Origin of the sequence: Terasakiella sediminum (assembly GCF_033100395.1) — a bacterium.
Classification (GTDB): Bacteria; Pseudomonadota; Alphaproteobacteria; order Rhodospirillales; family Terasakiellaceae; genus Terasakiella.
Map to the genome: position 1 here is coordinate 43,952 of NZ_JAWLVJ010000022.1, position 16,786 is coordinate 60,737.

Annotated in this window: 12 protein-coding genes and 1 tRNA gene; 7 read left to right on the plus strand and 6 right to left on the minus strand. The window is 47.8% G+C overall.

The window, feature by feature from the left end:
• The first annotated feature begins 10 nt into the window (after positions 1-10).
• From nirB to RYZ26_RS15940, 3 genes are read left to right on the plus strand one after another with little or no spacing between them, the layout of a single operon-like run.
• Entirely contained in the window at positions 11-2,458 is a 2,448-nt protein-coding gene (gene nirB / locus RYZ26_RS15930) for a nitrite reductase large subunit NirB (RefSeq protein WP_317684232.1), read from the plus strand.
• Positions 2,459-2,475: 17 nt separating this feature from the next.
• Positions 2,476-2,811: a nitrite reductase small subunit NirD gene (gene nirD / locus RYZ26_RS15935; RefSeq protein WP_317684233.1), complete on the plus strand. Its 336-nt coding sequence runs from the start codon at positions 2,476-2,478 to the stop codon at positions 2,809-2,811.
• Positions 2,804-5,464, plus strand: a complete 2,661-nt coding sequence (locus RYZ26_RS15940; RefSeq protein ID WP_317684234.1) for a molybdopterin-dependent oxidoreductase — start codon at positions 2,804-2,806, stop codon at positions 5,462-5,464. Before nirD ends, RYZ26_RS15940 begins: the two co-directional genes overlap by 8 nt.
• Before the next feature lie 65 nt (positions 5,465-5,529).
• Here RYZ26_RS15940 and RYZ26_RS15945 read toward each other — a convergent pair whose 3' ends face one another.
• The gene (locus RYZ26_RS15945) at positions 5,530-6,969 is read right to left on the minus strand and encodes a glyceraldehyde-3-phosphate dehydrogenase (RefSeq protein WP_317684235.1); all 1,440 of its coding nucleotides are present in this window, start codon (positions 6,967-6,969) and stop codon (positions 5,530-5,532) included.
• Positions 6,970-7,358: 389 nt separating this feature from the next.
• On the opposite strand from RYZ26_RS15945, the gene RYZ26_RS15950 reads away from it, so the two are divergent.
• Both RYZ26_RS15950 and RYZ26_RS15955 read left to right on the plus strand, forming a co-directional pair.
• Positions 7,359-8,777 (plus strand): TIGR02285 family protein, encoded by a 1,419-nt coding sequence (locus RYZ26_RS15950; protein WP_317684236.1) that lies wholly within the window; start codon positions 7,359-7,361, stop codon positions 8,775-8,777.
• A gap of 126 nt (positions 8,778-8,903) precedes the next feature.
• Positions 8,904-9,104 carry a hypothetical protein gene (locus RYZ26_RS15955; protein ID WP_317684237.1) on the plus strand — a complete coding sequence of 67 codons (201 nt, stop codon included), beginning with the start codon at positions 8,904-8,906 and terminating at the stop codon, positions 9,102-9,104.
• An 8-nt stretch (positions 9,105-9,112) separates the two neighbouring features.
• Here RYZ26_RS15955 and RYZ26_RS15960 read toward each other — a convergent pair whose 3' ends face one another.
• The 3 genes from RYZ26_RS15960 to RYZ26_RS15970 form a co-directional block, all read right to left on the minus strand.
• On the minus strand, positions 9,113-9,796 hold the full coding sequence (locus RYZ26_RS15960) for an SDR family oxidoreductase (RefSeq protein WP_317684238.1): 684 nt from the start codon (positions 9,794-9,796) through the stop codon (positions 9,113-9,115).
• Positions 9,797-9,799: 3 nt separating this feature from the next.
• Complete coding sequence (locus tag RYZ26_RS15965; RefSeq protein ID WP_317684239.1) at positions 9,800-11,137, minus strand: DUF2252 family protein; 1,338 nt, start codon at positions 11,135-11,137, stop codon at positions 9,800-9,802.
• Between the two features lie 69 nt (positions 11,138-11,206).
• Entirely contained in the window at positions 11,207-12,472 is a 1,266-nt protein-coding gene (locus RYZ26_RS15970) for a hypothetical protein (protein ID WP_317684240.1), read from the minus strand.
• A 286-nt stretch (positions 12,473-12,758) separates the two neighbouring features.
• On the opposite strand from RYZ26_RS15970, the gene RYZ26_RS15975 reads away from it, so the two are divergent.
• Complete coding sequence (locus RYZ26_RS15975) at positions 12,759-13,889, plus strand: GGDEF domain-containing protein (RefSeq protein WP_317684241.1); 1,131 nt, start codon at positions 12,759-12,761, stop codon at positions 13,887-13,889.
• A gap of 182 nt (positions 13,890-14,071) precedes the next feature.
• A complete protein-coding gene (locus RYZ26_RS15980) occupies positions 14,072-16,162 on the plus strand; it encodes a hypothetical protein (RefSeq protein ID WP_317684242.1) in 2,091 nt (696 codons plus the stop codon).
• Positions 16,163-16,234: 72 nt separating this feature from the next.
• Here RYZ26_RS15980 and RYZ26_RS15985 read toward each other — a convergent pair.
• Together RYZ26_RS15985 and RYZ26_RS15990 are read right to left on the minus strand one after the other, a co-directional pair.
• A tRNA-Arg gene (locus RYZ26_RS15985) sits at positions 16,235-16,311 on the minus strand.
• 43 nt (positions 16,312-16,354) lie between these two features.
• Positions 16,355-16,783: a DUF411 domain-containing protein gene (locus RYZ26_RS15990; protein ID WP_317684243.1), complete on the minus strand. Its 429-nt coding sequence runs from the start codon at positions 16,781-16,783 to the stop codon at positions 16,355-16,357.
• Positions 16,784-16,786 lie beyond the last annotated feature (3 nt).

Sequence of the window (16,786 nt, forward strand, 5' to 3'; positions counted from 1 at the left end):
ACACTTAAAAATGAAAAAGCTCGTTGTAATCGGTAATGGTATGGCAGGCATGCGCTGTGTGGAGGAAATCCTCAAGCGCGATGCCGAAACTTTCAAAATCACTGTGTTCGGGAACGAACCCTACGGGAACTATAACCGCATCATGCTTTCCCCGGTTTTGTCTGGTGAAAAGACATTTGATGAGATCATGATCAATTCGACTGAATGGTATGAAGAAAACGGCATCACGCTGCACACCAATGCGGAAGTCATAGAAATTGATCGCGAAAACAAGGTTGTTAAATCTGCAAACGGCATTGAAGAATCTTATGACAAGCTTCTGATCGCCACGGGGTCCAGCCCGTTCATCATCCCGGTCCCGGGTAAAGACCTTGAAGGTGTGATCACCTTCCGCGACATGAAAGATGTCGAAACCATGGATGATGCGATTTCCAAATATAAAAACGCTGTCGTCATCGGTGGTGGTCTGTTGGGGCTGGAAGCAGCTTATGGTCTGCAACGTCGTGGTATGAAAGCGACTGTCATTCACCTGATGGACACATTGATGGAGCGTCAGCTGGATGAAGCCGCAGGTCATCTGTTGAAGAAAGAACTGGAAGGGCGTGATATTGACGTTCTGACGGGCGCGAACACCAAAGAGATCGTTGGTAAAGATGGTCGTGTCAGCAAAGTTGTGCTGGAAGATGGCCGCCAAATCGATGCAGATCTGGTCGTTATGGCTGTTGGTATCCGCCCGAACACCACATTGGCAGCTTCTGCTGATCTGGATGTGGAACGCGGCATTATGGTGAATGACCAGCTGGTTACCTCTGATGCGGATATCTATTCCGTTGGGGAATGTGTGCAGCACCGCGGGTCTTGCTACGGTCTGGTTGCCCCGCTTTATGAAATGGGTAAAGCGCTTGCGGATCACATCACAGGCAAAGAAGATAGCGCTTATGAAGGTTCGGTTACGTCAACCAAGCTGAAAGTCAGCGGTGTTGATGTCTTTTCTGCGGGTGATTTCTCCGGTGGGGAGGACTGCGAAGACATCGTTTTGCGCGATGCGGCCCGTGGTGTTTACAAGCGCGTTGTTTTGAAAGACAATAAAATTCAGGGTGCGGTTCTGTATGGCGATACGGCTGATGGCGCCTGGTATTTCTCTTTGTTGAAAGAGGCCGCTGATGTTTCTGAAATGCGCGACCTGCTTATCTTTGGTCAGGCTTTTGCCTCGGGTGGTGGTGCCGCGCAGGACCCCATTGAAGCCGTTGCAGCACTTCCGGCGGATGCGGAAATCTGTGGCTGTAACGGCGTATGTAAAGGCGATATCGTAACAGCAATTAATGAAAACGGCCTGACTTCGCTTGATGAAGTCAAAGCCCACACCAAAGCTTCTGCCTCTTGCGGAACATGTGCAAATCTGGTGGAAAATGTCATTAAGGCAACCATTGGCGATGCGTACAGCGAAGTTTCTGTTAAACCAATGTGTGGCTGTACAGAACATACTCATGATGACGTACGCGCAGCGATCATTGATCAGGAACTGAAGTCTATCCATGACGTTTATCAGGCGCTGGAATGGAAAACGCCAAATGGGTGTTCATCCTGTCGTCCTGCCATGAACTATTACCTGCTGTGTGCTTGGCCGGGTGAATATGTCGATGATGCGCAGTCTCGCTTCATTAACGAACGTGCACACGCTAACATTCAGAAAGACGGCACATATTCTGTCGTTCCCCGTATGTGGGGTGGTTTGACCAATCCGAAAGAATTGCGTGCCATCGCGGATGTTGCTGAAAAATTTGACGTGAAGACCGTTAAAGTGACAGGTGGTCAACGGATCGACTTGTTTGGCATCAAGAAAGAAGACCTGCCATCTGTCTGGGCGGATTTGAATGCCGCCGGCATGGTATCAGGTCACGCCTATGGTAAATCACTTCGTACGGTGAAGACTTGTGTCGGTAAAGAGTGGTGCCGTTTCGGGACGCAAATGTCCATGGATATGGGTGTGAAGCTGGAAAAAATGGCCTGGGGCTCTTACATGCCGCACAAATTCAAGATGGCGGTATCCGGTTGCCCACGCAACTGCGCCGAAGCCACCATTAAAGATTTCGGTGTGATCTGCGTGGATAGCGGTTATCAGCTATCCGTTGCGGGTAACGGCGGTATCCATGTGCGAGCCAACGATGACCTTTGTCTGGTGAAAACGGAAGAAGAAGTGCTGGAATATGCAGGCGCTTACATCCAGCTTTATCGTCAGGAAGCCCGCTATCTGGAACGTACTGCCCCATGGGTGGAACGTGTTGGTCTTGATTACGTGAAATCCATCATCGTGGATGACGAAGCACGCCGCAAAGAACTTTATGAGCGCTTCATCTTCTCACAATCCTTCTGGCAGGATGATCCATGGGCCAAGGCGGTCAATGAAGAAGAAGCCGGACAAGAATTTAAACCACTTGCCGTTATGGCAGCAGAATAAACCAGGGAGTTATGATTATGAGCAATTGGATTGAAGTTGGACATTTGAATGATATCCCGAAACTGGGCTCTCGCGTTGTAAAGAGTGCCCGTGGTGATATCGCTGTTTTCCGTGCGGCAGATGACGAGGTTTTCGCCATTGTGGATGAATGTCCACATTCCGGTGGACCTTTGTCCCAGGGAATTATGCATGGCAAGGCTGTTGCCTGTCCCTTGCATAACTGGAACATCGATCTGACCACAGGGGAAGTTCTGGACCCGGATCACGGATGTACACGCGTGATCCCGGTTGCCAGCAAAGATGGCATTATCCGTATCTTCGTTGAAGCGGAGGCAACAGGGACCAATGGCTGAACAAACTCGCACAACATGCCCATATTGCGGCGTCGGATGCGGGGTGCTGGTCACCAAACAAGAAGATGGCGCAATTAAAGTTGAGGGTGATCCTGATCACCCTGCCAACTTTGGCAAGCTCTGTTCAAAAGGCAGTGCGTTGGCAGAAACGCTGACCCCGGAAGGGCGCTTGCTCAAACCGAAAATCTCTGGTCGCAATACGGACTGGGACGAAGCCATCGACCATGTGGCGATGAATTTTGCGGATGTCATTGCCAAGCATGGACCTGATGCGGTTGCCTTTTACGTTTCGGGTCAATTGCTGACGGAAGATTATTATGTCGCCAACAAGCTGATCAAAGGCTTTATGGGCACAGCAAATATCGATACGAACTCTCGTTTGTGTATGAGTTCAAGTGTCGCAGGCCACAAACGTGCTTTTGGGTCCGACACCGTACCGCAAACTTATGAAGATCTGGAACAATCTGATTTGGTTGTGCTGGTGGGATCAAACCTTGCGTGGTGTCACCCTATTCTTTATCAGCGCTTGAAAGCGGCTAAGGAAAAATGGGGCACCAAAGTTGTCGTTATTGATCCACGCAAGACGGCAACTTGCGATATCGCAGACCTGCATCTGGCGATTAAACCACGCCATGACGTGTTGCTGTTTAATGGTCTGTTGAACTATTTGCAGGAACATGACGCCATTGACCATAATTTTGTCAGCCACCATGTGGAAGATAGTGTCAATGCGTTGAATACCGCCCGCGTGGAAGCATCAGATTATCAGTCAGTTGCGCGTCGTTGTGATCTGCCCATGGCCGACCTCATGGCTTTTTATGAAATGTTTCTGAAGACGGAAAAGACTCTGACCGCTTATAGCCAGGGGGTGAACCAGTCTTCGCAAGGTACAGATAAAGTAAATTCTATCCTGAACTGTCACCTTTATACGGGACGGATCGGCAAGGTGGGTTGTGGTCCGTTATCGGTTACCGGCCAGCCCAATGCCATGGGCGGGCGCGAAGTTGGCGGTCTTGCCAACATGCTGGCGGCCCATATGGATTATAATCCGGCTGATCTGAACCGGGTTAAAACCTTCTGGGAAGCGCCACACATGGTGGGTAAACCCGGCCTTAAAGCAGTTGATATGTTTGAAGCGGTCCATAATGGCGATATCAAAGCCATCTGGATCATGGCGACCAACCCGGTTGTTTCCTTACCCAATGCCAATCGCGTGCGTGAAGCGTTGGAGAAATGCCCGTTTGTTGTGGTGTCTGACTGTATGGATAATACGGATACAGCAACTTATGCGGACGTGCTGTTACCAGCCGCCACATGGGGGGAGCGCAACGGGACGGTGACCAATACGGAACGTCGCATTTCACGCCAACGCAATTTCACCGACCTGCCGGGTGACGCTTTGCCCGACTGGAAAATTCTGACCAAAGTTGCCCATGCGCTGGGGTATGAAGACCAGTTCCCGTATGACATTTCCTTCGATGTATTTAAGGAACATGTCGCCTTATCTGCCTTTGAAAATGAAGGCACGCGTGATTTTGATTTGTCTGGCTGGATCGAACTGGATAAAGAGCATTTCGACGATATGGTCCCGACCCAATGGCCGGTCCGGACTCATCCGAAGAAGCGTTTCTTTAGCGACGGTTTTTTCTATACCCCGTCTGGCAAAGCCAATATGGTGGAAACCAAGTTCAAGCCGCCAGTTTATGAACCCAATGCGGAATTCCCCTATATCCTGAATACGGGGCGTATTCGCGACCATTGGCACACGATGACGCGTACGGGCCTGACGCCGCGCTTGTCACGCCATATCCATGAACCATATCTGGAAATCAATCCGGAAGCGGCCAATAAAGAAGGTCTGACGGAAGGCGATCTGGTCAAGGTGACTTCTAAATGGGGGCATGCGGTTCTGCGTCTTAAGACAACGGATGCGTTGCGAAGCTCAGAACTGTTTATGCCCATGCATTGGAGTGATGAAAACAGTTCCCACGCGGTTGTGGGACGTCTGGTCAATCCGGTGGTTGATCCGTTTTCGGGCCAACCGGAGAGCAAGCACACACCTGTGACCATCGATAAATATGTCCCTGATTGGCATGGTTTGCTGATCACACGTGAAAAGATCGAAACACAGGGCTTTGCCTATTGGTGTCGAACCAAATCCAATGGCTGTTATATCTATGATCTGGCAGGCTTGGGGGAACCATCTGACTGGGATGATTATGCCAACGTCCTGTTGGGCAATGGGGATACGATTTCCCTTGTGGATAAGAAGCGCAATCACCGTCGTTTTGCGGTGATCAAGGACGATAAACCGACAGGTGTTCTGATTGTTTCTGAAGATAAAGATGCCATCCCGTCACGCAACTGGATTGCCCAGTTGTTTGAACAGGATCAAATCACATCGGATGAACGCTTAACGCTTCTGACCGCCAAGCCAGCGGGGGCCATGCCGGAAAAAGGTGATATCGTTTGTTCCTGCTTTAATGTGGGCTTGCTGGAAATTCAGCGTGCCATCACAGAAGGCGGGGCGATGACGGTGGAAGCCATCGGTCAAAGCTTAAAGGCCGGAACCAACTGCGGGTCCTGCCAAAGTGAGATCGGGCAGATCATCGAAAATGCCACCCCGAAAAAAGAAATCCCGAAAGTGGCTTAAAGAAACAAAACGGCTGAGAAAGTGAAAACCTTCTCAGCCGTTTTTTATGGATCAGTATGTGATCTTTATTCCGCAGGAACAGTGATCATTTTCAGACCAGCGATTTCCTGCATCATACGGATAACCTGTGCAGAATAACCTGCTTCGTTATCGTACCATACGTAGAGAACCAGACGGTTGCCATCAACGATGGTAGCCTGGCTGTCAACAACACCTGCGTGCGGGTTACCAACAAGGTCAGAAGATACAGCTTCGGTAGAAGCAGTGTAATCGATCTGATCCTGCAGGGAAGAATACAAGGAAACTTCACGCAGGAAGTCGTTCATTTCTTCAGCAGTGGTGTTTTTCTTCAGGTTCAGGTTCAGAATCGCCATGGAAACGTTTGGTGTTGGGACACGAACCGCGTTACCTGTCAGCTTGCCTTTCATCTGTGGCAGACATTTGGCAACAGCAGAAGCTGCACCTGTTGATGTCAGAACCATGTTCATGGCAGCAGCACGACCGCGACGATCACCTTTGTGGTAGTTATCGATCAGGTTTTGGTCGTTGGTGTAAGCGTGAATTGTTTCAACATGGCCGTTTTCAACACCGTATTCATCGTCCAGAACTTTCAGGACAGGTGTGATGGCGTTTGTTGTACAAGACGCTGCAGACAGGATGGTGTCGCTGTCAGCGATATCTTCGTGGTTTACACCGTATACGATGTTCTTGATGTCGCCTTTACCTGGTGCTGTCAGAAGCGCTTTGGCAGCGCCTGGGCATTTCAGGTGTTGGCCGAGGCCTTCTTCGTCACGCCACAGGCCAGTGTTGTCCACGACCAGAGCGTTCTTGATACCGTATTTTGTGTAATCAACGTCAGCAGGGCTGTTTGCATAGATGACTTTGATGTAAACGCCGTTTGCGATGATTGCGCCTTCTTCCTCATCAACAGTGATGGAACCGTTGAAAGGACCGTGTACAGAGTCACGACGCAGCAGAGAGGCACGCTTTTGCAGGTCACCGTCTTTACCGCCACGAACAACGATGGCACGCAGACGCATTTTGTTACCCGCACCCACGCGTTCGATCATCATACGGGCGAGCAGGCGACCGATACGACCGAAACCGTAAAGAACAACGTCTTGTGGTTCGTCCAGTACAGTGCCTTTACCTGTGTTGATGCTTGCCAGTTGTTCAGTCAGGAAGGATTTCGCATCACCACCATTTTGTGTAAATGTGTGGCAAAGCTTGCCCAAATCAACACGGGCAGGCGCCAGATCCATGTCGATCATGGTTTTCAGCAGTTCCAGGCTTTTGCGAACGTCCAGAACTTCGCCAACCATCTGGTTTGCGTAGCGGTGTGCTTTCAGGATGTCGATAGTGTTGTGGTTTTGGATACGACGTCCAAAAACGCGGATGGTTACACCGTTATCGCGGTACAGTTGACCAACCAGCGGGATCATTTGCTCAGCTGCGCTTTGTTGATCTTTCCACTTATCAAAGTGAATCGCGCTTGAATCCGTCATATTCAATATTCCTTTTGCCATAGATAAAAACAGGAATAACCAAATCGAATTTCCAAGGCGAATACCGACAATAAGCAGCCCTGAATATGGGTTTTCGAGTTGGCCCCCAAATTCTGTGCCCGTAGATACCAAAACTGATCTCAAAAAGAAACCCTAAACTGCGATTCTTATACCTAAGTTGTTTGTGTTTTTTTTATTTACCGATTACCGTGCGGTTTGTACCATATTCATCACCTTGTGAATTATGAATGACAAGATTGAGTAACCTCTGATATTCATTGAAGAATTGAGGGTAAAGAGATAGACTGGAAAGATTGGGGGAGGGTATCGTGAAGAAAAATATTCAAAAGTTCCTTCTTATTCTTTCTTGCCTCATTTTTGGGGCCGCAGTGCCAGTACTGGCGGCTGATCCTGTTGTGGTGACCGTTTCGCATGATATGCTCAAGGGACTTCCGCGCGATGCGCGCTGCCTGCAGAAAATTCAGGAAAATTTTTCAGAAGTACTGGTCAAGGATGAACCGTGGAAGCGGATTATCCAGTCGTTAGAGACCGGAAAGGCTGATCTTACCCCTTGCATTTTTAAAAATGCCGAACGGGAAACCTTTCTGGATTTCTATGGTCCCATCGCTGTTTTGCCAATCGTTCTGATTTCAAGGCAAGAAAAAGACGTAACATTGGATCAGATCAAAGATTTGCGCGGTGTCTTTCATTTGGGCACCTCTTTGCTGGAAGATTACACCGATGATACCATGCAGGTGCAGCAGGTCCCCAATATCGATACGATCTTTTCTTTGATCCGCTCAGGCCGCGTTGATTATTCGATCATTCCCAGCAATTTCCTGTTTGCACGGGAAACCGAAGGGTTTTCTTTTACCGAAATTGACTATATTCCGCTTTATATCGGGGTTAGCAAGAAATCGGTGCGCAAAAAACAGATTTTGGCGGAACTTAAGGAGAAGGTGCGCAAACTTCCTGTCCCTGAACCTGGTGCAGCGGTGAAAACGGTGACCTGGTCTGTCACCAGCTTTCCTCCTTTTGTGATGACCCAAGGGACTGATAAAGGGGAAGGGATTGCGGATAAGACGGTTGATTTTTATATCTCCCAAACCCCGGATTATAATCACAAGAAGGTCCCGATGACTATCCAACGGGTTCTGAAAATGATGCGTGATGGTAAGCCTGTTTGTAACGGGGCCTTGTTAAAGAATAAGGAACGTGAGGAATTTATCGATTTTGCTGCCCCTTACATCGCGATCTACCCCAACGGTGTGCTGACAACTAAGGCAGGTTTTGAAAAAATGCGGCCCTATCTGACAGATGATCACACGGTTGATTTTGAACTGATGGTGAAATCCGATCAAATCAGGCTTCGATACGATGCGGAACGATCTTATTCCCCCATCATCGACAAGGTTTTGAGAGATCATATCGGGCGGGTGAAAAAACTGGATAAAAGCACTGGGGAGATTGATCTTCATACGGATTTAAAACACGTTCTTTCGCGCAATATTGATGCCGTATTGGGCCGTGCGGAAGAGGCTTACTATCAGGTAAAGGATAATAAGGGCATAGATGATCTGATTTTTTTGTCCATTGCCTGGGATAAACCCTATCAGTTTGGTCATGTGGGATGCACCAAAGGAGCCTGGAACGACGCGTTGATCGCTGATTTAAACCGAATTTCCAAAACGCACAGAACATCCAAAATGTTTACCTCCTTCTATACACGCTGGCTTCCGCCAACCATGCGTGATCGCTATGATACGCTTTCAAAAGATGTGTTTGGCAAAGAGAGGCAGGGGAAATAGTGCGACAGGTGTGGTCTAAGGCGATGTGATGACGGATCGCATCTTCAATTTCCTGAATGGCCGATTGAATTTTGAAGGCCGTGAGGCTATATCCCTTGATCCCTATTTAGATGAACCAGGATAAAAATGGCTTATAAAAAACGCGTCCCCAAGACAATTTCGCACACCAAATATGTCTGTTCTGACTGCGGCAATCCGGTGGATATGCAATCGACCAAATGCCCGTCCTGTAAAACAGACGTAACGCACGCACCACCTTATCGTTTGGTGTTGAATTTGATTGCCTTGGTTGCTTTTGGGGTCTTTGCTTATTATACGATGAATTAGTTTGCGATCTACCAGGGAATGTCAGTGCCATCATACGAATAGAACTGGCCCGTGTTTTCCATGCTCAACCCGTCAATCACCTTTCGCATGCCTGTGATGCTTTCAGACGGTGTGATGGCAGCATTTGCACCACCCATGTCGGTCTGGACCCAGCCGGGGTGGAGGGCCAGGACAGCGATGTTTTTAAGCATAACGTCAAGGGACAGGCTTTTGATGACACCGTTCAGGCCAGCTTTCGAAGATCGGTAGATATATTCCCCGCCCACTGAATTGTTGCCGACGCTACCCATGATGGAGGAGATAAAGACGATTTTCTTTTGATCGGATTTTTCAATATGGGGCAAAAAGGCGCTGGCGATTTTGGTCGGGGCGAGGATGTTGATGCGCAGGACCTCTTCCCATTCTCCGTAAGAAATTTCGCTGATTGCTTCCCCGCGCGGCCCGAAGGCACCTGCGTTGTTGATCAGCACATCAATAGGCGTGTCAGAAAGGTTCTGTGCCAACTGATCCACCGCGCCAAAATCACACACGTCTAATGCATGGAGGGACACGTTCCCGTCAGTTTCTTTCAAAGACGTGGCGGCATCAGGTTGGCGGCAGCAGGCGAGGACGTTCCAGCCAGCTTCGGCATATTGTTTGACAAATTCCAGGCCCAAGCCCCGGTTTGCCCCGGTAATCAATACTGTTGGCATCTTTTATCCTATCGCCTGAGTTAACAATCCATGGTCCGTCACCGCTTGTTGTGCATAGGTTTCAGCCGTTGCAAGCAGTTCATCACCATGGGTTTTGATCGCATCGACCATCGCTGTTTCAAACAGGGTGGAACGACGATCCCCGCGTGAATGGGCAATGGCAAGGGATTGGGCGCAGGCTTCGGCATATTGCACGAAGGCCTTATCTGGATTGTCCGCTTCCATGATATCTTCCGGGTCCACACCGTAGCGCGCGTGGTGGCGTGATCGCACCAGCCAATGATGCCCATCCCATTCCAGGTCATCCAGGATAAGGTCCGGGCGGCGGTTCATACGGCGCTGGCATTCTACCGTCAGATGCGCTGGCATTAATGTGTTGATGGGGCTCATATCCGGGAAGTGATGGATCATGGCGGCTTCACGTTGTTGTTTTACCTCTACCACATGGGCCAGCGGCAATTCAGCTTCTGTCACCGGGCCTTTTGGGCCGACCAGAAGGTAGAAACGATCCACATTGACGGAACCTGTCCCAGCCCCCAGACGTAAGGCGACATCCAGAATTTCATCATCCATATAGGGGCGCATAGCGGCAATAACAGCAGCGCGGCGGCGCGCATCAATGGGGGCAAGTTTTTCATGTGGAGATTTAAAGCGCACGCCTTTTCCTACGATATGGGCAAGCTTGCCAACGGTGGATTTGGTCATGAACTTTTTGCCAACGGCTGTGCGCTGGTGGGTTTTTGCCATATGAGGATGGAGGAAATGTTTCTTGCCGAACTTTTCAATCTCTTGATCGCGCAAATCAAGATTGACAGCAATCTCTTTGGCTGTGTCTGCCCAGGCCGTCAGAAACTTTGCGCAAGCTTTGTTGATGGCCTTGGCAGAAGGGACGGGTTTGTCTTCTGGGTCTTCGATTTCTTCCGTGCTGTACCGTCCGGCTTTTAGGCCTTCCAGATAATCGCCCAGTAAATGCAGGCTGGTCAGAAAGCGCAGGATATCAAAGACGGCGGGACCTTCACAGGCGTCATCAAAATCATTGGGTGCCCAGATGACCGTATCGCTGTGGCTGCCTTCTTCGGTGAAGAAACCGAAGTTGGAAAAATGGCAATCGCCCATAATCCGGGTGAGCGGGGCATCATAGAAAGCAGAGGGGATCGTGATCAGGTTAGCGGCGATATCCGCATAGAAAAGCTGGGCACTGCCGCGTAAAAACTGAAAAGGCGAGCGCGCCATCTTTTTATGTTTCTCACTCGCCTTGAATTTGGTGGGGGACGTGCCGTCAATGCGCTGCAGTTCTTTTCTTACAAACTGCCAGCGTGCTTCTTCTGATTGATCTGTCATATGCCTACCTCACTGTTTTTATCAGTTATGATAGGCACATGTGTCCTTTGGTGGCAACAGTTTCAAGCTTTATTCTTGGAAGTCCTTCACCAGTTCAATCTGACCGTTATCATGGAAGTATGATACTAACGGTCTCATATGATCAGACACTTTGATGGAACTGATGCGTAGCTGCTGATCGTCACTTGGATAGACATAAGCAACTGTCTTATCGGTAAAGGTTTGCCCCAGACCTTCCAGCACACCGCCTGCCAGACCTTCGTAGTTTTCTTCCAGGAAAATGTCTTTCATGGCATTTGCACCGCTGACAAGTGCCACGTCCTGATTGGTATAACGGTTGAGGAACTGACGCACACGGAAGTAGCGATAAAGTTCAGAAATCAGCACATGATAGCCCGCTTCACACAACTGATTTACACGGGCAAGGAAGGTTTCAACGTCTGTGCCTTCTTTGTTGGCAAGCTGGGCCATGGAAATTTCCGCTAGACTGATGATGCCGCGTGCTTCACCCGGATTGCGTTTTTCAAAGCGTGATTTCGCGTGGGTGAAACGGTCGATGAAGCGTTGTTCCACCGTTTCAAACTTGCCGCGCATGGCAAGGATGCGTTGTTTGTAAAGGGCTTCGGCCGGGATAACGACCTTGCCTTCCGGGCTGAACAGGACCGCGCGCACAAGGCTGGCATGTACCAGTTCAATCGCCATCAGGCGGTTGTCGATTTTATCAAATTTCGGACCGTTAAATTCAATCAGGTCAACCTCGATACGGCCCCATTTGATATTGTCTTTCAGGCTGTTGATCAGTTTAACCGGATCATCGGCATAGTGATATGCGCCATAGATCAGGTTTACACCCAGAATACCGATGGCTTCCTGCTGTTCCAGGTTGGTGTCATCCAGCATACGCACATGCAGGATAATCTCATCTGGTTCAGCCCCCGGTTTTGTTTGCAGTTTGATGCCCAGCCAGCCGTGACATTCTGCACGTTTGTGGAAGCTTTGGGCAGTCACGGTGTTGGCAAAGGCGAAATAGCGGGTGTCTTTATCGCGGTGATCGGCCACGCGTTCAACAGTCAGGTCAAATTCCCGCTGCAGCATGGTTTCCAGACGGGGGCGCGACACATAACGTTTATCCGGGCTTGCGCCATAAATCTGGTCGCTGAAAACCATATCGTAAGCAGACATGGATTTGGCGATCGTCCCGGCGGCTGCACCTGCCTGAAAGAACTGCCTTGCGACTTCCTGACCGGCACCGATTTCAACGATTGTCCCGTAGTGCAATGGGTCCAGGTTAATGGCCAATGCTTTTTCGATGGTGCTCAAGACAGGCTCAGTCATAATTTTCCCCTTAATTTGTCTGCTTTACTGCGCTGCACATACTGCCTTATTCTTGCCTTTGTGACAAACAGGAATAGCGATTTGGCCCGAAAAAATGCATATCAGGGGTTAATTTTATCCATGGTAATACCACTGTAATATACTTTTGGTTTCGTTGAAAATAAATATATCAGCTTTTGGGACAAAGCTTTTGCAGCCCTTGGGTGCGACTCATGACAAAGATACGTAAAATCCTGTAGATGGGCCTTATACATTTGGGTATAGTGCCCCCATGGCAGGAGGGGTTATGTCACAAGATAAGTTTGAAGTGTTTCCGTGGAACGATAATTTTAACACCGGGCATAAAGAAATCGATGAACAACATCGAAAACTGGTGTCACTCTTAAATGAACTGGCGACAACGCTGATCAACAACCAAACCATGGATGTGTCCAAAGCGTTTGATGATCTGGCGAAATATGCCGATTTCCATTTTGCAGCAGAAGAAGAGATTTGGCGAAAGTTTTTTGATGATGATTCCTGGCTGCACTCGCATCAGCTGACGCATTCTTCCTTCCTGCCCAAGGTGCTGGAAATTCAGAAAAATGGCAAAGACAAGCCGCTGCATGATCTGATTGAAGAGATCATCCAGTTCCTGATCCGCTGGTTGATTTTCCATATCATTGACGATGACAAACGTCTCGCCATCGTGGTAGAAAGTATGGAAAAAGGTCATGATCTGATAAAAGCAAAACAAATCGCGGATCGAAAAATGAACGGGTCTGTCCGTGTGTTGATAGATGCGGTCCTGACCATGTACGATGGGTTGTCCAACCGCACGCTCGGCTTGCTGCGTGAACGCAAAGCCAGAATGGAAGCGGAAGAAAAACTGCGCGAAGCCAATGAAAAGCTGGAAAAACTTTCATACATCGACCAACTCACCCAGCTTTATAATCGCCGCCATTTCGACGATATCTTTGCGCGTGAACTGAAACGGGCACGGCGCAAGAAAACCATGCTGACGCTCATGATGCTGGATGTGGATTATTTCAAACGGCTGAACGACAAATATGGTCACCCGGAAGGGGATGTTGCGCTGAAGAAAGTGGCCCAAGAGATCAAACGCTGCTGTAAACGCGCCAGCGACTTTTGCTTCCGCATCGGCGGTGAAGAATTCGCCATCCTGACCAATTCCTCAAACAGCGAAGAACAGGTCCGTCTCGCCGAAACGATCCGCCAGAATATCGAAAACCTGCAAATCCCCAATGAAGACAGCGATGTCAGCGATTTTGCGACCGTGACCATTGGTTTGGTCTCCGTTATCCCCGATCAGGATACGACTGAAGACGGGATGATGAAGATTGCCGATGGGCGGCTGTATGCGGCTAAGAGGAATAAGCGCAATACGGTGTTGGCTGAGGGGGAGCGGGGAATTTAATTAGGGCTGTCCAGAGGTTATGAAATGATTTGAGTGACAATTGGTACCTGTTACTGCTTCATAATATTATAAACGTGTGTCGTTTGCCGTATCAGTGATATTCAGAGATTGCTTTCTCAACACCTTCTCAATAAAGTTCAAATAACTATTCTTCTGAAGCAAAATAAGTTTGAGCGATATAAATGGCACATAAAACTGGAGGAGGAGCAGCCACTGCGGCAGGAATTGGATACCAAGACCGAGTGGCTGGGTATTTTATCGCACATGTCTTGTTAGATCACACTTCTGACAAGACATTTCATGAAAAATTATCTGAGATAAACTTCGAAGTATCTTTAGATGTAGATGACCTCAACCTAGTTATGGTGAGTGGCCGTCATCTTAATATTCAAATTAAACGAGCTTTGTCTTTCTCATTAACAGAAGAAAGCGATTTAACAAAAACACTTACACAATTTGTAAAACAATTTAGCAGGAACAAAACTGCGAACGCAGAATTTGCACTAATTGCTTCCACAGATTCATCTAGAAAAATATCTCAAGACATGAGAATCGCTCTTGAAGCCATTAGATCTGGATCAGAAGAAAACTTTCGACGCGATCAAAGCAGTTCTTTGATCCAGGTTTTGGATAGCCTAATTGAAAAGATAAATGACATTTCTGAGGCAAATTCTTTAGGGCTGTCCCACGAAGATATAATCAATTTACTTCGTAAAACATACGTCATGCCTTTAAACATCATTGAAGGTGGTGATTTAGAACAAGCTATTATCCTGCTTCTGAAGAATGCTAATTTCTCTAGCCCTCCACTATTATGGGGAAAAATTCTCTCAGATTGCACAGATTACAGCTCCAAAAGGCGTTCACTCACATCTGAATATATCAGAGAAAAATATTCGTGCTTTAAAAACGAAACAACTGAACAAGAAGACACTATTGATAACTCCGAGTTCTTTGATGTCGTGCTTCCCGAATATAATTTCTCAGTAGGGCGAGAAGTCGTCCTTTGTGAGCCTCACGATGATTGGCTGGATGAAGGATATACAAAGGAGAATACTGTTTTCCTAATTGAATTTTACCGATTTGATGAAGAGTGCAATGAAAGGATACAATTCTTTGATGGAAAATGTCGTTTAGGGGATGGCTCAGAAGCTAATGTAATCAGTCGCCAAGCTACTTACGCAGGAATGGAACGCTTTATCGAAAATAATAGAGACCTTATTGGAGATAAAGAGCTCAGGATAATCCCTAATAATTCTGAAGAAGACTTTGATGCAAATGAATGTGCTAAAAAATATAAAGCCAGGATTAAAAACGCGTTAGACAAAAACGCGCATCCTTCAAAATGCATTCACTGCGGTGAAGGTATAGATTCAAATGATTGCCTAATTGCCGAAAGACATTTCGACGGTGAACTGGAAGTAGGGCTTTTACACCCTTATTGTCTAAAACCTGACGACCGAATTATGGGTACTATTCAGTCTGAGCTTTTTGAACAATACGCATCATTAAAGGGCTTTGACGCAGGAAAATGGTTTGAAAACATCGAAAGAGGACAAGGGGCATTTATTAACGAAAAGATATTTCGAGAACAATCGATGATGCTTTGGGCAGGTCCCGAAGATCAAGGACCACACCAAACATATACTGCTGAATTTTTGCTTGATGATGGAACAAGTGAGTTCGCTTTCAAACGTGGGAAGTTACAACTCATTACCAGAGCAAAAGGCGAGGTAATAACTACTACTTTTAATGAAAAGATAAAAAAGCAGTTGGATCTAGGCGATCCTCTATGTATGTCCGATCAATCCATTGCGTTCGGACCATATAATATGCTTACTCAACAAATCGGTGCATCAGAAAATTTAAGAGAGATTACTGAAGTTCGCTTGAAAAAAGTAACTCCAGACATTAGCAAACATCACGACGAATGGAAAAACTGGTACGCACCTCTAATGTATTTTTGGCTTCCCGGTGTTGACGAGCTTTTATCAATATCAGGCCATGTTATTTTACTAACTCAACCTCTCAAACTAGATCGTTTTCTAAAAAATTGGGAAAAAATTGGTCTCGAACTACCAGAATATGAACTTAAAATAATTTCAGATGATAAAGAATTTGATCACTTTGCTGAAGCGGTTTTCCGCCTTACAGACATCCTATTGATTGATCCGCTGTTTAAAGCTGGGGATGAACCCGAACTTCTCAGCGGAATAGTCATGAGAGATCAAAGAGAGGTGGAAATGGAACATCAAAACAACCAATCTTCTTGATATTACTAGAAATCTGTGACAGGTACCGATTAAAAGGGACCTATTAAAACTTTCATCATAAATAAAGTGAAATGGCGACCCCGAGAGGATTCGAACCTCCGACCTACGGATTAGGAATCCGTTGCTCTATCCTGCTGAGCTACGGGGCCGCATGGGCCCCAACGTAGCAAGCTTCTTTGAAAATGCAAGGCCCTAGTGGCGGGCAAAGGCGCCCATGCCTTCTTTACCGAAAATGACGGTGGTGTACTTGTCTTTGTGATCACCTTGTTCCATGCCGGGCGAACCAATGGGCATGCCGGGTACTGACAAGCCTTTGGCATTGGGGCGTTCTTTGAGTAAGCGTTTGATATCATCGGCTGGGACGTGGCCTTCGATCACATAGCCATCGACCACAGCGGTGTGGCAGGATTCAAGTTGGGCAGGGACGCCGAGCTTCATTTTAACGTCTGTCATGTCCTCGCGCTTGATCTCGGTGACATCAAAGTCATTGTCGCGCAGGTGCTGGCTCCAGGCTGTACAGCAGCCGCAATATGGGGATTTATAGACGGTGACCTTGGGGCTATCAGCCATGGCGATCTGGCTGAACAAAAGGCTGGCGAGCAGGGCGATGACGAATTTCATGGC